The sequence below is a fragment of the Peribacillus sp. TE19612 genome (genome assembly GCF_056279465.1).
In genome coordinates this window covers 1-15,875 of the sequence record NZ_JBWCCL010000020.1, presented here as the reverse complement: position 1 = coordinate 15,875, position 15,875 = coordinate 1, and the positions used below count along the sequence as shown (strand labels likewise).

Here is a 15,875-nt window from a genome sequence, read left to right as displayed (position 1 = left end):
ATTGAAAAAGTGTTGTTCATGATCTTCCGCTCAATAATATTCCAGTTTAATCTAGTGAAATATCCTACAAGTCATAAAATAGTGATACACCGTATTTAATTCATACGATGTATCATCTTCTCTATGAATGCACCACGGTCACTTTAATTTGCCGGTGTGTCAGTCAGAATCCAGGTAAGTGTCGTATTATACTCTTTTGCATATTTTGTCGTACTGCCTGGAACTGATAATTGAACACTTTTATCCATGTTGCCATCATCTGCTTTACCAAAACGAGAAACGTAAGTACCGGCCCCTTCAGCATCTTTTGCTGCCACCACTATTGACGGTGTCCCTGGTACTAAGTCGATTTCAGCAGGGACTGTACTTGGTACTGGAGAAGTCGAAGATGTGTTTACATCATTATTCAAGATTTTTATGGCTGCACCATCCAATACATCATTATCAGTGGTTTCGAACTGTGGATCTTGTCGTACTTGTAGTGTCCAGCCTGTTTCAGTACCTCTATTATCACTGACTTGTACATAATTAGGCCTTAACTCCTGCGTGGTCCCTCCTTGATCATCCGTAATATTGACTTTTTGTGCAGCAGAATTATAAACCATGTCTTGTGTTGTGATTTCCTGAATGCCAAAATCAAATGATGAAGCGAAATCAATGCTTAATGGACCACTTGTCCCTGGATTTGGGGTAGGTTCCGGGTTAGCCTCTTCACCTGGATTTTCTGGGTCAACTGGAGGTGTGATACCTGTATATGGCGCAAATGTAATGGTACCGCCAGATTCATATTCTCCGCCTTCTGCTGAGGCTCCTTGTACTGCGATTCCGAAACCTGTGACCAATAACGTTGAAGCAACAAGATATTTTGCAATTTTCATAGTGAACTCCCCCTTTTATTAGTTTAGTTATTTGCCGGTGAATCCGTTAAAACCCATGTTAGTTTTGTACTGTATTCGACTGCATCCTTAGGAGTGCTCCCAGGTACGGATAATGTAATCGCAGTATTTTTAGCCTCACCGTCCACATTTCCCACTGTCCCAAAAACATCAAGCCATTTTCCTGCACCAGCATTCTCAGCCGCTGTCATCACTAATGATTCGGCTCCTGAGGGATCTAAGCTGATATCGGAAACGGTAGGCGCAGTTACATTTTCCATATTTGTTACTGGCACACCATCAGTGAATTTTATTTCAGCTCCTGTCAGAACAGGGTTCAGTGTAGCGTCGTTTTCAAATTGGCCTTCCTGTTTCACTTTTAAAGTCCAGCCTGCATTGCTCCCGCGATTATCCGAAATCTGAACATAATTGGCTCTATTTTCCTGAGTGACTGCACCTAGATCATCTGTGACGTTAACTTTCTGGGGCGCTGCATAATATACTTGATCCACGTTTGAAATTTCATTTTCGCCAAAGTCTAAACTTGAAGCGAAGTCGATACTTAATGGACCATTCGTTCCTGGATTTGGATCCGTACCATCCGGATTTTCAGGTTTAACCTCTTTATCTGGATCATTCGGGTCAACCGGCTTCGTGATTCCTGTATACGGTTTGAACTTCACTGTACTAGAGGAATTATACTCCCCTCCATCTGCCGCAAATGCCGCAATTGAACCGCCTAAAATTAGTGATGTTGCTAAAGCCGAGCCTGTAAGTACTTTCAACCGTTTTTTCAATGTATTTCCCTCCATGACTTTTATTTGTCTATGACTCTTAATGACTTTCTTTGTAAGAGAAAGAAAGCTAACAAAATTACTAGAGCTCCCAAAAACATATTTTGAGTGCTCGATTGATCACCCGTTTGGGGTAATTTTTCAAGCCCTGCATCATTTGATGCCCCATTTTCAGATACACCTGATTCGGAGGATTTATTACTGTCAGAATCTTTTTTATGAATATATTCTCCATAAAACCCTACATTTGAGTCAGAACCATATGAACTGCTTGATTCGGCATGTACATTTGAAAAATTTGTTCCAAGTAAAACTATTAATATACTTATATATAATTGATTTTTTCACCATTCCACCCTCCTTCAATCATTTGGTGGGCTTTCTTCCATTTCCATAAAAATGATGCCATTTAGATTGAAAAATAAGATGGTCCTAAAAGACTATCGCGGAAAAACCTGAGATTTGCCGGTTATTAAAATCCACTATCGACCCTGTTTAAGAATAAGACCTTTACTCCCATTATTGATCCCCATCGTTGTTCTACCTTCTGTCCGTTTGTTTGGCTTCCCATTATTTTTTATTTTTCACCTCTAATCCTGTAGAAAACTCCCATTATTGATCCTCCGTTGTTGTTCCACCTTCTATCCGTTTGTTTGGCTTCCCGTTATTTTCCACCTCTTATCCTATAGAAATTTTTCATGATGCCGCAGGGTTTCTACAACCCATAATAATTACAGTTCATCGCGATATACAAGAGAATGAAGTGTTCATATTTAGTACCTTAATTAAGCATTTTTCGAAAAATGCCAACTATTCAATCGTTAATATTCGAATGAATAATCGGATTTTTTCAAATTCGGTTATTGTTAAGTACAATATATGAACACTGTATCAAGCAAGTAAAAAAGATACCGCTTACCATGGGCGGAGTACCTTTCAAGTTCATACTCAATTCTTCCTACAGCACAATATTCACTTTTTAAGCCTTCACATTACGATACTCACCATTTTTATCCCGATACCATTAATCAGGTACGGCACTTTATTTCTCTATTAGCCAATGGAACCGATTAAAAAGCATGATTGTGCAGTACATGATCTTTGATCTGAAGGTTTGATTTCCTAAATATGTAAGTTCAAGTGTTACACCATGTACCATAATCTCATTTCATATTTTCCGAAAACATTAAAAAAAACCGATAAATTAGATAACGGTTCATTGCTTTTTATATGGTTTTAATGTCATTAAAAAGTGGGGTGTTTCCATTTTTGTGGCAATAAATGAAAAGAATGAAAAGAATGAAAAGAATGAAAGGTAGTTTCATTGATAAATTTATATTATTTTGCCATTGTAGAAGATGATGTTTCTAGTATAAAAGGAGTGGGTAATAAGAATCATAAAGGCGATTGGAGTTTTTATAACGTTTTAGAGTGAGGGGAAGTGATTGGATGTATAACTTTTTAGATCGTTCAGTTTATCAAAAAGTACGGATTTTAATCTACTTGCACTCAATAAATCAATTTTGTTCCATTTCTGATATCGCAAAAAGCTTAAATGCATCAGATAGGACAATCCTAAAATTTATTGACGAACTAAAACATGACTTGAAAGAAATTGGACCAAAAGCAGAAATCATTGAACGTGAGCATAAAAACTTTTATTTAAAGACAGAGGATAATTTCTCAATCAAATCGGTCGAGAGACGGTATTTAGAACATTCTTTAACGTATAAGGCGTGTGATCAGATATTCTATAACAAGTTTGGTGACATACATGCCTTCTCAAAAAAGAATTATACAAGCTATGCATCCATGTACAGACGAATCAATAAAATTAAACCGCTTTTAGATCAGTTCAAATTACAGTATACAACACAGCATATGGCGACTTTCAATGGTACGGAAAAGCAATTTCGATATTTCTTCTACTTGTTTTATTGGAATTCATGCTGGGGCGAGGTTTGGCCATTCTCATCTGTCAACAGGGAGCAAATCCTTGGGATGCTAAAAGGAGACAGGGAAAACATCCCTGAGCATGTGTTGTATTGGCTGGCCATATCCATTACTAGAGCTAAGTTGGGGTTTATCATTGAAGAAGATCCCACCTATGAATCATTCACGAAACATCATCATTTATTTAAATCATTTTCAAGATTGGCAGAACCTCTATTTAAAGAGTTAACAACTTTAACGGAAGAGCAAATCACTATAGAAATGATGTTTTCCTTTACTGTAATTAGTTGTTTTGAATTTTATGATAAAAAAAATCCCCAAATCAGTTTAATCATGAATTTTGCCCAGCATCATAACCAAGATCTTTTTGTACAAACGACCATACACTGGTTGGAAACTTTCATGGAATTCTTTTCGATGGAAATTGACGCGGAAGAATATGGTGCCTTGTTTGCCAATCTATTATACCTTCATTACTATACTCAGATTTTTGCTGGGCCTACCTTTCTATTTAAAGAGGATCCATATAAGATAGCTTTTGAACAGGATTCCCCTAATCAAGTGGAATTAATGAATCGTTTCTATGATCAACTTGCCAAGAAAAAGACGCTTTCGAGAATATTGAAACATCGGGAGAGATTATTGGGTAGGTATCATGGATTACTGAAGCGCACAATTAATTTTAAAGTGGACAACAAGCCAATCAAGATTAAAATCTTTTCAATCCTGGAAGGAAATCCAAGCGAATATATCATTAATCAAATAAAAAGGATATCCAGTCATATTCAACTCTGTAACGAAGGTGAAAATCCTGATTTAATAATCACTGATCGCTTATATATGTCTATTGAAAAATATGATGCAAAAGTATTTGTGTGGAGTTCCGTTCCAAAAAGAATTGATTTTGAGAGACTTAGAGACTGTATTGAGAAAATGCGCTTGAATAAATCACCATAACTATCGGTTTTTTCAAGCTTTTATAATTAAAGAGAGGAAATCCGCACAATCATGCACCGGAATAATCAGGAGTACAGAGAAAGAAACTCGTAATCTACACTGAAACACTGTCTTGCCTTGGAAGACTATGTCCTTCAATTGCAATTAACTCCATTAATATCAGTATGGACAACTTTTAATACACAATAGTATTACATTCACCCGCCATCAGAGGAAAATCACGATTCAGTTACATCAGATTGATGATCCAGCATCCATAAAGATTTCCAATAATGGAATTGGCATTTCCGAGAAAGACCAATTTCACATATTCGAGCGATTTTATAAAGCTGACCTGGCATGGGCGTGCTTAATTAGTCTATCCATCGTGAAAAAGATCATTGATATGCATGATGGAAATATATCCGTGAACTCGCAAAGGGAAAGACTTTTAGCATCCTGCTTCCTATTTCATGAAGAGATTCGTGATTCGATAAAAACAGCTGCAATGGCAGCTGTTTTTAAAATCTATTTGTTGGTTTAGCTAAAGTTTGATTAAAATTAATTTCACTCTAAATAATCCGATTTTTTTATTTCCGCCAAAAAGTTGAACAGTCAGCCTTATCCAAAATATTAAACTCGATCATTCTCTCAAGTAATGAGTAATCGACCGGACGATCCCACTTGATACGCACCAACTGCTTGGTGTGATCATAGCCAGCCTGTACGATTTCATCAGAGAAATGATTAATCCCTGCTATTTCAGGAGCAACAGCCAAATGATGTTTGGCTACGCTAAAGCCAATGATATATGTGCCATGATCGGTAAACATAGGCTGATTCCACGCGATTTTCGGAATTAATTTTGGATATTTGTTAATTACCCAAGCCAAAACTTCTTCCGTTCGGTCCCGATGTTGCGGGTTATCAATCTTCTCTAAAAATTCTGCAAAAACTTCCATGTCATTCGCTCCTAAAATTGAATTTTTTTTTGAATAATGTCATTTTCCCCTCATCCGTATATCATCAATATGTATTAAACGACTTTATTTACACTGCACACCGATTCCTCGGCCTTCTTTAATCCACTTGTCAACTTGAGAGGTTCTCGTTGTTTTAAACATAAAAAATACCCCTTTGGCTAATCATAGCCAAAGGGGTAAAGCTTCGCAACTTTTTATAATCTACATTGCATTCATTCCAACTTACTCAACCGTTACACTTTTCGCAAGATTACGCGGTTTATCCACGTCACATTCGCGGTGCAAGGCTGCGTAGTAAGCAATGAGCTGCAGCGGGATAACAGAGATAAGGGGTGTTAATAGTTCATTCACTTCCGGGATGACGAAACGGTCATCCTCTTCTTCAAGCCCCTTCATGGAAATGATGCAAGGGTTGGCGCCACGGGCAACCACTTCCTTAACATTACCACGGATGCTTAGGTTGACACCCGCTTGCGTAGCAAGGGCTATAACAGGCGTTCCTTCTTCAATCAAGGCGATCGTTCCATGTTTAAGCTCTCCGCCAGCAAAGCCTTCCGCCTGGATGTATGAAATCTCCTTCAGCTTAAGGGCCCCTTCAAGCACAACATAGTAGTCAAGGGAACGGCCAATGAAGAAGCAGTTTCTTGTAACGGACAAATATTCACGGGCGATGTCTTCCATCTCTTCTTTCGAATCACATAGGGCTTCCATAGCCGTCGCAACGATTCCAAGCTCTTTTACAAGGTCGAAACCGTACTCCATGTTACGGAATTGGCCAGTTACATTCGCCAAGATGGATAAGACTGCCACTTGGGCTGTGTAGGCCTTTGTAGAGGCTACGGCAATTTCAGGACCAGCATGCAGCAAGAGCGTATAATCCGCCTCACGTGACAATGTAGAGCCAGGTACGTTCGTGATGGTCAGGGCTTTATGACCAAGCGCTTTGATGGACACTAACACGGCACGGCTATCTGCAGTTTCACCACTTTGTGAAATGAAGATGAATAGCGGTTTTTTCGATAATAACGGCATATTGTAAGTGAATTCCGATGCCACATGGACCTCAACCGGAATTTCAGTCATTTTTTCGATGAATTGCTTACCAATCAACCCTGCATGATAGCTGGTTCCGCAAGCGATGATATAAATACGGTCAGCCTCACTTACGGCTTCAGTAATGTTATAGTCGATTGCAAGTTTACCTTCTTCATTTTGGTATGCTTGAATGATTTTACGTATTACGGCTGGCTGCTCGTCGACTTCCTTGAGCATATAGTGAGGATACGTACCTTTTTCAATATCACTTGCATCCAGTTCAGCCGTGTAAGGAGCACGCATGACTTCTTCGTTGGAAAGGTTCTTGATCGTTACCTCTTCATTTGTCACGATAACCATTTCCTTATCCATCAGTTCAAGGAATTGATCTGTGACTTGCAGCATCGCCATTGCATCCGAAGCGACAACGTTAAAGTCTTTTCCGACACCGATCAGCAGCGGGCTTTTATTTTTGGCGACTAAGATGGTTTCTTCATTTTCAGCATCCAATAGGGCAATGGCATACGAACCCTCTAATAGAGTGAGTGTTTGACGGAACGCCTCTTCCACTTCCATGCCCTCGTTCACGAACTTCTCTATGAGTTGAACGATGACTTCCGTATCCGTTTCACTTTTAAAGGCAACATCCTTCAAATATTCACGTTTTAGAATCGCATAGTTTTCAATGACCCCATTATGAACTAATGTCAATCGACCTGAATTACTTTGGTGAGGATGGGCATTTTCACGGCTTGGCACACCATGTGTAGCCCAGCGCGTATGTCCTATTCCGGTATGCGCCATAGTATTTTCATCCACGGCTGCTCGTAAGTCCGCGATTCTTCCCTTTTCCTTAAAGATTGTCACTCCTGCTTCATTTCGCACAGCAATCCCTGAAGAGTCATAACCGCGGTATTCAAGTTTTTCAAGACCTTTTAATAAAATTTCCTTTGCATCGTTAAGTCCAATATATCCAACAATTCCACACATAATTTCTGTTCCTCCAACCGATTCGAGGGAACAGGAATGCACGGGGGCATCCCTGCCCCCTCATCTCTGATATATATTTTTATAAAGGAAATGCCCTAAAGCACTTTTTCCCATTGTGCATTTCCGACCCTTTGTGCAGTAAGTTGCCCTACTGTTTTAAGATTGGAATTACTGCGGCTGTGCACTTCAGCCGGGAGGTATCCGCCGATCATTCGATAAACCTCCTCCTCGTCAACTAAGTCATTTCTCGTCCAGACTTAGTTCAGGCGCTTTTGTGAATCCATTCTCTCCTTGCCTACCCTCCTTTTTAGAACAACCATTTTTAGAAAATGAGTTGTAAATCAGGATAATCATACCTTAAACAAGGGACATAGGTCAATTCTTAATTACCTTTACCAACAAAAAAGACTTCTTTATAAAAATATGCATAAAAGGAAATTTCGTTCCTTTTATGCATAGGATTAGTTATTCGTTCATTCCCATTTCCGCTCTTACAACTGCGACGATGCGATCTACATAATTGGTGCATTCCTCAGCTGTCGGTGCTTCAGCCATAACACGGACTAGAGGTTCAGTACCGGATGGTCTCACCAAAATGCGACCGTTTCCGTTCATTTCCCCTTCGACTGCCTTGATGACTTCCTGTACCTTTTCATTATCTGTTACAGCGTGTTTATCGGTAACTCTGACATTGATCAGCGTTTGTGGATATTTCTTCATCTCTCCAGCGAGCTCGGATAAGGTTTTTTGGGTGTCGCTCATGATGTTCACAAGCTGCAAGCCCGTCAATAAGCCATCTCCTGTCGTGTTATAGTCCAGGAAGATGATATGTCCGGATTGCTCTCCGCCAAGGTTATAGCCGCCTTTACGCATCTCCTCGACCACATAACGATCCCCCACTGCCGTCTGGGCGCTTTGTATACCATGCTCTTCAAGACCTTTATAAAAACCAAGGTTACTCATGATCGTAGAAACCACTGTTCCCTGTTTCAAACGGTTATTATCTTTCAAGTATTTCGCACAGATATACATGATTTGGTCGCCGTCCACTATATTTCCTTTTTCATCTATTGCAATGACGCGGTCTCCGTCGCCGTCAAATGCAAGCCCAACATCCGCACCTTTTTCTTTTAAGAATTCAGCAAGTGCCTCAGGGTGGGTGGAACCTACCTTATCATTAATGTTCAAGCCATTGGGCGATGCCCCCATTGTAGAGATGTCTGCATCAAGATCTGCAAACAAATGCATGGCCAAGGCAGATGTAGCCCCATGTGCACAATCAAGAGCAACATGAATGCCTGTAAAATCTTCATCCACTGATTGTTTCAAATATTGGAGATACTTTTGCCCTCCTTCGAAATAATCGTTCAAATGGCCTAAATCTCCGCCAACCGGGCGTGGAAGCTCATCCTTTTCCTTATCTAATAGTGCTTCAATTTCCGCTTCTTGATCATCGGATAACTTAAACCCATCCGGTCCAAAGAATTTAATGCCATTATCCGCTACCGGATTATGCGAAGCGGAAATCATGACACCTGCTTCAGCACTTAAGGCCTTTGTTAAATAGGCTACTCCCGGAGTCGAAATGACACCCAGGCGCATCACTTCAGCCCCAATGGATAAAAGACCTGCAACAAGCGCACCTTCCAGCATTTCACCTGAAATACGAGTATCGCGCCCTATAAGCACTTTGGGTTTTTCTGTATTTCTAGTAAGGACGTAGCCACCAAAACGGCCTAGTTTAAATGCCAACTCCGGTGTTAACTCGCTATTCGCTATACCCCTTACTCCGTCTGTTCCAAAATATTTACCCATCTTTATCGCTCCTTCTTCGAATCGTTACTGAATTTAATGATGATGTTAAAGGAAGGTCATGTCTCTTCGTCTTTTTGTGTGATGGTGACCGAAACCGTTTTAGAATCCAGTTCCCATTCCACTCCCTCAGGCACTGTTACCGCCAGATCCACATCATGCGTACCTTCATCTAAATTACTCACATCTACTGTAAGATTAATGTCGTCTTTAGTTATTTTCTTCAAATCATCCGCCTCACCAAGCAAAGTGATGCTGGTTACATCGGATTCCAATTCGGCATCTTGGTCATCCCGTATGCCCACAGGAACTATTTGTATATCGTTGAAAGTTTTGGACTCAATGGCAGCCGCTTCATCTTCTTCTTCTGGTTCTGGTTTTTCTTCGACTACTTGTTCTTCTTGTTTTTGTTCGGTTTCTGGTTCTTCCTCTTTCACGACTGGCTCTGCATTCTCTTCATCTACATCAACTTTTTCTGTACGAATCTTGACCTGTGCCTTACCCAAGGACATTTTTTGTACACTATCCGGTTTATTAAGATCGAGTTCCAGTTCTGTATCACCATCAATTTTCGAGATATTTACAGGAAGATTTATTTCATCTATTTTCTCCAGGCTCGTTTCCGAACCAAATAAGGTGACCTCTTTTGGATCGACACTTATACTCGTGATCCTGATGCCATCCTTTGCCTTGCCAGTTTGCTTCGGTGCTATCGACACCGTCTTGGAAGGAATGCTCACTTTTAAGGAAACGGCAACAGAAGATGGCTCGATCGTCACATCCAGCTTATTCAAATCCCTGTCCAAGGCTTTAACGGTTGCCTTACTGTTCACCGTTTCGTTAAGTCCCTTACTTATTTCAAGGTTTGCCTTTACATAGGAAATTTGTTCAATTGCATCTTTAGCGCCCGTTATTTTAACAGTTTTCGGGCTGACTGTTGGCTGACCAGCTGTATACCCCTCTTCAAGTAAAGAGCTGTTATACTCGGCTTCAACGGAGAATTCCTTCGTCACCCGTTCCTGAACGTTGACTTCCGCATATTCCGGATCGATCGTCGCCACTAACTTTTCATTCAACTCACTTATTTTAAATGTGACAGTTCTGTCCCCCATTGAGATTGCAGGATCAGAAAGGTCTACATACACTTTAAAATCCCTTTGGTTTTTCGCATTAATCAATAGGCTTTTTGCTCCCTTTAGAGTAACATCAACTGTCTCAGGCACCCCGCTCACCACTAGATTCTCGCGGTCATAGTACACTTCAACCGGTACATTTTCGATGGTCTCCGTACTGATTTCAGGGGCAGTCGATAAACCAAGGGATTTTTTATCCGACTCCATCTCAAAGTTAATGGAAATGAACAAAAGTGCTGCCAAGGCAAAAGCTACGATTCTCATAAACCAAGCGCTATTGGTGAATTTATCCATTCTTTTTCCCCCTCCAGTTAAAGATGCTTGAGGAAGTTGATTTGATATTTTCCACTACCAGTTCACTTGTAAGCATGGCCCTAAATGATTCTTGATTCAAATCCCGGTAAAGTTCCCCGTTTTTAGTGACGGATATTCCTCCCGTTTCTTCTGATACGACGATCGTCAGACTATCCGTAACTTCACTCATGCCTATGGCTGCCCTATGCCGTGTGCCAAGTTCCTTTGATATGAATGGACTCTCTGATAATGGCAAATAGCAAGCTGCAGCTGCCACCTGGTTATTTTGTAAAATAACTGCGCCATCATGGAGCGGCGTATTAGGGATGAAGATATTAATGAGCAGTTCTGAAGAAATATAGGATTTCAGAGGTATCCCCGTTTCAACATAATCCCCCAGCTCCGTACCTTTTTCTATCGTAATCAAGGCACCAATCCGCCTTTTTGCCATATAGGTGGACGCCTTTAGGATTTCCTCGACTAAACGCTCTTGCTGATTCTCTTCTGGAACGGTGCCCCTTGCAAAGAGCTTCCCGCGTCCTAATTGTTCAAGTGCCCTTCTCAGTTCAGGTTGAAAAATGACGAGAATTGCCAATACTCCCCAATTCATGACTTGTGCCATTAACCATCCGAGTGTATTGAAACCAAACAGGTTGCTTAAGCTTTTTACAATGACAATTACAAAAATTCCTTTTAGCAGCTGAATAGCCTTCGTGCCTCGAATAATAGTTAACAATTTATATATCACAAACCATACAAGGAGAATATCAATGAAATTTACTACATAGTCCCAAACAGTCAAATTGGTTAAAGACATGTTGTTTCCTCCAGTCAGTATTACTCCAAATACCAATTACAATCTTTATTTACAATAACCTTAATAGTATACCATTTTTTAAATGATTCATCTAAAAACTAGTGTGAGAAATTTACACAGGAAAAAAGAACCATTAAAAATGGTTCCCCTTCCTTAAAAAAATAAAGCTGGGCGAAGTCATCGTAAATCAAAAACGATGCCCCTGCCCAGCTTCTATTCCTTATTCCTTTTTCTCCTCTTTAGCAGGAACCAACGAGGTTGCAGTGTCCTTCACTTTATACCACATCCACTCAAAAGCTTGGTCAATAACATGGATGCTTCCGGTCACATTACCTGCTTTAGACATATACTTATGCCCATTTATGACTGTCACATCTCCCTCTACTTCACCATCTATTTGAATATTACCATTTTGAACTACCACATTTCCCTTGATTGTCTCACCCTCAGGCACAATAACCGTTTCACCTTCGACCACTAAGTTAGGCTGCTTTGATACTGAAAAATGTTCGTCCTGATTATAAGTGGAAAAAACAGATCCTGTCATCAATATGATGAACATCGCTGCCGCTGTCATGAAAGGATGGCTTTTGAACCAACGTTTAGCACCTGTTGTTTTCGTTTCCTTTGGCAATTGAGCCATAACCTTCGCTGTAAAGTCATCCGGGGCCTTTATATGGGAAGTGCTTTGTACAAGAGCGACCGCCTTTTTCATTTCATGAAAGTAATCCCGGCATTCAGCACAGTCATGCAAGTGCTCCCGTAAAACTTCTTTATGCTCCGGTTTGATGTCCTCATCTAAATAATCATGCATATATTCAATGATTTCCTCATGGCAGTTCATTTTTCTCACCTTCTTTTTATAAATGGCGTAGTTGTTTACGCAAGGCTTCGCGACCGCGATGTATCCTCGTCTTAACCGTACCGACCGGCAAATCGAGTATCTCACTGATTTCCTTTAGAGATAACTCTTCAATATACTTCAATACGATTACCGATCGGTATTTCTCGGGCAATTTCATTATTTCCACTTGAATGGTTTCCTGCAGTTCTAATGATTCAACCTCTTCCTCGGGTTTCGCCATATCCGATGCAATTTGGGAATACATATTCAATCCCTCTGTTCCTGCCACCTCTGCATCCAGATAGTAGTCCGGTTTTTTCTTGCGAAGCCGGTCAATACAAAGATTGGTCGCAATCCGATATAACCATGTAGAAAATTTCATTGTTATATTGAAACTTCGAATGTTCACGTAGGCCCTTACAAAGGCCTCTTGAGCCAAATCTTCTGCTTCTTGCCTGTTTCCGAGCATTCTGAAACATATTTGGAAAACTTTGTCCTTGTAAATTTCGACAATTTCCCCAAAGGCATTATGGTCTCCTTTTAATACTTGATTAATTCTCTCTTTAATGAGTGCATCCATTTTCCGGTATTACCCCCGCTCATGCGGCTATACGATTACTACGAATCGTAAGCTGAAAGGTTTCAAAAATTTAATACATTAATTTTAACAAAGTTTTACATTTTATGTTTAAGAAAAAAAAAACAGGGCTATATAGTAAGAAATTGTAAAATTCAAAGGAGTGATTCTCTATATGAGTACTGAACAAATTTTAGACCATATTGAACAATGCAGACAGAAAATGATGTTTTTGGCTTCCCGTTCTTCGATGGTGGATAATGAAGTTATTGAAGTTAGCAGCAAACTGGATTCTTTAATCATTCAATACATCCATTTAACTAAAAATGAAGATCTCATGGACAGACGTGCTCTCAAGTGAATATGGATAGAAAATTGCAACCATTTATCTATAGATATGTTTCTGTTACATACACCCTGGTAAATAAACCTATGTCTTCTAGCATATAAAAAACAGTAACCCATTACAAGCCGGTTACTGTTTCTTTTAATTATTAGTTATAATAATTTTTCTCCAAATAGCGAACCCATTAAGGCCACGGCAACGATTGCCGTTTTATTTCGCTCATCTAAAATGGGATTCACTTCAACGAATTCAGCGGATGTAATCAAGTTGGATTCCGCAAGCATTTCCATGGCCAAATGACTTTCCCGATAACTTATACCACCAATTACCGGTGTCCCGACTCCGGGTGCATCTGCTGGGTCCACTCCATCCAAATCCAGTGAAAGGTGGACGCCATCCGTTCTTTCCCTTAAATAATCAATGCATTCTTCCATGACCCGTGTCATTCCCAACCGGTCGATCTCATGCATCGTGAAGACTTTAATCCCTTTCTCACGGATAAGTTCCTTTTCCCCTTCATCCAATGACCTCGCTCCGATGATTACGATGTTTTCCGGTTTCACTTTTGGAGCAAAACCATGTATATTGATCAGGTCCGGATGTCCAATCCCAATACTGACAGCCAAGGGCATCCCGTGTATATTTCCTGATGGTGAAGTATCTTCCGTATTTAAATCGCCATGTGCATCGTACCAAATCACACCTAGATTCTCATAGTGCTTTGCGACTCCTGCCAGTGTGCCTATCGCTATTGAATGGTCTCCTCCCAATACAAGCGGAAAGGAACCTTCTTCTATTATTTCATCAACTCTTGTAGCTAACTGGGTGTTACCTTTTGCTACAAGCTGTAAGTTTTTTAAATTTGTCCCGGGCTCATCTGCATTTTCAGGACGCCCTACAATTATATCCCCTAAATCCTCTACTTCTATATTCAACTTTTCAAGACGCTCGACAATCTCTGCGCAGCGGATGGCACTAGGTCCCATATCCACCCCTCGCCTTGCTTGACCAAGGTCCATAGGCAATCCGATGACGGAAATTTTCTGAATAGACATACAATTCCCCCTTTCCACCATTTTATATCGTATATGCCAATTGGTTCAACTCGACATTTCCATGTATAAAGATGCACGTTTTCGATAACATATGTTTTTTGTGAAAAAATATCTTTCTGGGGATTAGTTTACCCAACTATGCCTTAAACAAAAAAAAGTCTTAAACCATTTTTGGCTTAAGACGTAAGTTTTGGTGTATGTAGTTGATGGTGGAGCCTAGCGGGATCGAACCGCTGACCTCCTGCGTGCAAGGCAGGCGCTCTCCCAGCTGAGCTAAGGCCCCTAAGGAATTTAAAATATATTAAGCGGAAGACGGGATTCGAACCCGCGACCCCAACCTTGGCAAGGTTGTATTCTACCACTGAACTACTTCCGCAAATGGCTGGGCTAGAAGGGATCGAACCTTCGCATGACGGAATCAAAATCCGTTGCCTTACCGCTTGGCTATAGCCCAATATATAATATGCAATTGCAATGATTAATGTACAACAAAATAAAAAGGTGGTAATCATATATTTCCCCAATACAGAGAATATATAACTGATCCACAGGATTTTATTAAAATGGTGGAGGGGGGCAGATTCGAACTGCCGAACCCGAAGGAGCGGATTTACAGTCCGCCGCGTTTAGCCACTTCGCTACCCCTCCGCAATATATGGTTGTAAATGGTGCCGGCAAGAGGACTTGAACCCCCAACCTACTGATTACAAGTCAGTTGCTCTACCAGTTGAGCTACACCGGCAAGTAAAGAATAAAATGGTGGAGGATGACGGGATCGAACCGCCGACCCTCTGCTTGTAAGGCAGATGCTCTCCCAGCTGAGCTAATCCTCCGGATTAATGATTTAAAATGGTGACCCGTACGGGATTCGAACCCGTGTTACCGCCGTGAAAGGGCGGTGTCTTAACCGCTTGACCAACGGGCCGAACTGTTTTTTTGTTCATAGATAGATCGGGAAGCTCCCAAGCGGATTCGAACCGCTGACCTCTTCCTTACCATGGAAGTGCTCTACCTACTGAGCTATGGAAGCATATGGCTCCGCAGGTAGGACTCGAACCTACGACCGTTCGGTTAACAGCCGAATGCTCTACCACTGAGCTACTGCGGAATAATATAATGTTTCCTAAAACCCATTAAAGATTTAAATGAACAGCCTGGCAACGTCCTACTCTCACAGGGGGAAACCCCCAACTACCATCGGCGCTGAAGAACTTAACTTCCGTGTTCGGAATGGGAACGGGTGTGACCTCTTCGCCATCATTGCCAGACTATATTCATTTTTGAAGAATTCATTCCTTCAAAACTAGATAATAAGAAGAAGGTATTTCATTTTTTTAAAGCGTTGGTTAAGTCCTCGATCTATTAGTATCAGTCAGCTCCACATGTCACCATGCTTCCACCTCTGACCTATCAACCTGATCATCTTTCAGG

At 40.7% G+C, this 15,875-nt stretch carries 14 protein-coding genes, 9 tRNA genes and 2 rRNA genes; 3 read left to right on the top strand and 22 right to left on the bottom strand.

The window, feature by feature from the left end:
* Window positions 1-143 precede the first annotated feature (143 nt).
* Genes ACZ9AO_RS24105 through ACZ9AO_RS24095 form a run of 3 tightly spaced genes read right to left on the bottom strand, consistent with a single transcriptional unit; the run spans window position 144 to window position 1,893 of the window.
* Window positions 144-878, bottom strand: coding sequence for a WxL domain-containing protein (locus ACZ9AO_RS24105; RefSeq protein ID WP_476110848.1), 735 nt, complete (start codon window positions 876-878; stop codon window positions 144-146).
* Window positions 879-901: 23 nt separating this feature from the next.
* Window positions 902-1,672 (bottom strand): WxL domain-containing protein, encoded by a 771-nt coding sequence (locus ACZ9AO_RS24100; RefSeq protein ID WP_476110846.1) that lies wholly within the window; start codon window positions 1,670-1,672, stop codon window positions 902-904.
* Between the two features lie 20 nt (window positions 1,673-1,692).
* Window positions 1,693-1,893: an LPXTG cell wall anchor domain-containing protein gene (locus ACZ9AO_RS24095; protein WP_476110876.1), complete on the bottom strand. Its 201-nt coding sequence runs from the start codon at window positions 1,891-1,893 to the stop codon at window positions 1,693-1,695.
* Between the two features lie 1,225 nt (window positions 1,894-3,118).
* Between ACZ9AO_RS24095 and ACZ9AO_RS24090 the strand changes: the two genes are divergently transcribed.
* Together ACZ9AO_RS24090 and ACZ9AO_RS24085 are read left to right on the top strand one after the other, a co-directional pair.
* Window positions 3,119-4,579 carry a helix-turn-helix domain-containing protein gene (locus ACZ9AO_RS24090; protein WP_476110845.1) on the top strand — a complete coding sequence of 487 codons (1,461 nt, stop codon included), beginning with the start codon at window positions 3,119-3,121 and terminating at the stop codon, window positions 4,577-4,579.
* A gap of 178 nt (window positions 4,580-4,757) precedes the next feature.
* On the top strand, window positions 4,758-5,102 hold the full coding sequence (locus tag ACZ9AO_RS24085) for an ATP-binding protein (RefSeq protein ID WP_476110874.1): 345 nt from the start codon (window positions 4,758-4,760) through the stop codon (window positions 5,100-5,102).
* A gap of 46 nt (window positions 5,103-5,148) precedes the next feature.
* Here the strand turns inward: ACZ9AO_RS24085 and ACZ9AO_RS24080 are convergent, their stop codons facing one another.
* The 7 genes from ACZ9AO_RS24080 to sigW form a co-directional block, all read right to left on the bottom strand.
* Window positions 5,149-5,520 carry an iron chaperone gene (locus ACZ9AO_RS24080; RefSeq protein ID WP_476110843.1) on the bottom strand — a complete coding sequence of 124 codons (372 nt, stop codon included), beginning with the start codon at window positions 5,518-5,520 and terminating at the stop codon, window positions 5,149-5,151.
* 243 nt (window positions 5,521-5,763) lie between these two features.
* Window positions 5,764-7,566, bottom strand: a complete 1,803-nt coding sequence (gene glmS / locus ACZ9AO_RS24075) for a glutamine--fructose-6-phosphate transaminase (isomerizing) (RefSeq protein ID WP_476110841.1) — start codon at window positions 7,564-7,566, stop codon at window positions 5,764-5,766.
* Window positions 7,567-8,031: 465 nt separating this feature from the next.
* Window positions 8,032-9,381 (bottom strand): phosphoglucosamine mutase, encoded by a 1,350-nt coding sequence (gene glmM, locus ACZ9AO_RS24070; protein WP_034304929.1) that lies wholly within the window; start codon window positions 9,379-9,381, stop codon window positions 8,032-8,034.
* Window positions 9,382-9,437: 56 nt separating this feature from the next.
* Complete coding sequence (locus ACZ9AO_RS24065; RefSeq protein WP_476110839.1) at window positions 9,438-10,805, bottom strand: CdaR family protein; 1,368 nt, start codon at window positions 10,803-10,805, stop codon at window positions 9,438-9,440.
* Window positions 10,798-11,622 (bottom strand): diadenylate cyclase CdaA, encoded by an 825-nt coding sequence (gene cdaA / locus ACZ9AO_RS24060; protein WP_034304935.1) that lies wholly within the window; start codon window positions 11,620-11,622, stop codon window positions 10,798-10,800. Before cdaA ends, ACZ9AO_RS24065 begins: the two co-directional genes overlap by 8 nt.
* A 220-nt stretch (window positions 11,623-11,842) precedes the next feature.
* Window positions 11,843-12,466, bottom strand: a complete 624-nt coding sequence (locus ACZ9AO_RS24055; RefSeq protein ID WP_048685729.1) for an anti-sigma factor family protein — start codon at window positions 12,464-12,466, stop codon at window positions 11,843-11,845.
* A gap of 16 nt (window positions 12,467-12,482) precedes the next feature.
* Entirely contained in the window at window positions 12,483-13,046 is a 564-nt protein-coding gene (gene sigW / locus ACZ9AO_RS24050; RefSeq protein ID WP_048685727.1) for an RNA polymerase sigma factor SigW, read from the bottom strand.
* A gap of 172 nt (window positions 13,047-13,218) precedes the next feature.
* On the opposite strand from sigW, the gene ACZ9AO_RS24045 reads away from it, so the two are divergent.
* Window positions 13,219-13,404 carry an aspartyl-phosphate phosphatase Spo0E family protein gene (locus ACZ9AO_RS24045; protein WP_048685725.1) on the top strand — a complete coding sequence of 62 codons (186 nt, stop codon included), beginning with the start codon at window positions 13,219-13,221 and terminating at the stop codon, window positions 13,402-13,404.
* Between the two features lie 137 nt (window positions 13,405-13,541).
* Here the strand turns inward: ACZ9AO_RS24045 and rocF are convergent, their stop codons facing one another.
* The 12 genes from rocF to ACZ9AO_RS23985 all read right to left on the bottom strand — a co-directional run.
* Window positions 13,542-14,444: an arginase gene (gene rocF, locus ACZ9AO_RS24040; protein ID WP_057276360.1), complete on the bottom strand. Its 903-nt coding sequence runs from the start codon at window positions 14,442-14,444 to the stop codon at window positions 13,542-13,544.
* Window positions 14,445-14,651: 207 nt separating this feature from the next.
* Window positions 14,652-14,727, bottom strand: a tRNA-Ala gene (locus ACZ9AO_RS24035).
* A 21-nt stretch (window positions 14,728-14,748) separates the two neighbouring features.
* Window positions 14,749-14,820 (bottom strand) — tRNA-Gly (locus ACZ9AO_RS24030).
* Window positions 14,821-14,823: 3 nt separating this feature from the next.
* A tRNA-Gln gene (locus tag ACZ9AO_RS24025) sits at window positions 14,824-14,898 on the bottom strand.
* Between the two features lie 110 nt (window positions 14,899-15,008).
* Window positions 15,009-15,092: transfer RNA gene (locus ACZ9AO_RS24020), tRNA-Tyr, on the bottom strand.
* 18 nt (window positions 15,093-15,110) lie between these two features.
* A tRNA-Thr gene (locus ACZ9AO_RS24015) sits at window positions 15,111-15,186 on the bottom strand.
* A 15-nt stretch (window positions 15,187-15,201) separates the two neighbouring features.
* Window positions 15,202-15,277: transfer RNA gene (locus ACZ9AO_RS24010), tRNA-Val, on the bottom strand.
* A gap of 17 nt (window positions 15,278-15,294) precedes the next feature.
* Window positions 15,295-15,369 (bottom strand) — tRNA-Glu (locus tag ACZ9AO_RS24005).
* 32 nt (window positions 15,370-15,401) lie between these two features.
* Window positions 15,402-15,474 (bottom strand) — tRNA-Thr (locus tag ACZ9AO_RS24000).
* Window positions 15,475-15,477: 3 nt separating this feature from the next.
* Window positions 15,478-15,552 (bottom strand) — tRNA-Asn (locus ACZ9AO_RS23995).
* A 44-nt stretch (window positions 15,553-15,596) separates the two neighbouring features.
* Window positions 15,597-15,712 (bottom strand): 5S ribosomal RNA (rrf, locus tag ACZ9AO_RS23990).
* A 74-nt stretch (window positions 15,713-15,786) separates the two neighbouring features.
* Window positions 15,787-15,875, bottom strand: a 23S ribosomal RNA gene (locus tag ACZ9AO_RS23985); the annotation flags it as partial.

What these genes read in the sequence shown, in the direction of transcription:
- ACZ9AO_RS24105 (WP_476110848.1), bottom strand. Translation starts at nt 878, where the DNA reads ATGAAAATTGCAAAATATCTTGTTGCTTCAACGTTATTGGTCACAGGT.
- ACZ9AO_RS24090 (WP_476110845.1), top strand. Translation starts at nt 3,119, where the DNA reads ATGTATAACTTTTTAGATCGTTCAGTTTATCAAAAAGTACGGATTTTA.
- ACZ9AO_RS24080 (WP_476110843.1), bottom strand. Translation starts at nt 5,520, where the DNA reads ATGGAAGTTTTTGCAGAATTTTTAGAGAAGATTGATAACCCGCAACAT.
- glmS (WP_476110841.1), bottom strand. Translation starts at nt 7,566, where the DNA reads ATGTGTGGAATTGTTGGATATATTGGACTTAACGATGCAAAGGAAATT.
- glmM (WP_034304929.1), bottom strand. Translation starts at nt 9,381, where the DNA reads ATGGGTAAATATTTTGGAACAGACGGAGTAAGGGGTATAGCGAATAGC.
- ACZ9AO_RS24065 (WP_476110839.1), bottom strand. Translation starts at nt 10,805, where the DNA reads ATGGATAAATTCACCAATAGCGCTTGGTTTATGAGAATCGTAGCTTTT.
- cdaA (WP_034304935.1), bottom strand. Translation starts at nt 11,622, where the DNA reads ATGTCTTTAACCAATTTGACTGTTTGGGACTATGTAGTAAATTTCATT.
- ACZ9AO_RS24055 (WP_048685729.1), bottom strand. Translation starts at nt 12,466, where the DNA reads ATGAACTGCCATGAGGAAATCATTGAATATATGCATGATTATTTAGAT.
- sigW (WP_048685727.1), bottom strand. Translation starts at nt 13,046, where the DNA reads ATGGATGCACTCATTAAAGAGAGAATTAATCAAGTATTAAAAGGAGAC.
- ACZ9AO_RS24045 (WP_048685725.1), top strand. Translation starts at nt 13,219, where the DNA reads ATGAGTACTGAACAAATTTTAGACCATATTGAACAATGCAGACAGAAA.
- rocF (WP_057276360.1), bottom strand. Translation starts at nt 14,444, where the DNA reads ATGTCTATTCAGAAAATTTCCGTCATCGGATTGCCTATGGACCTTGGT.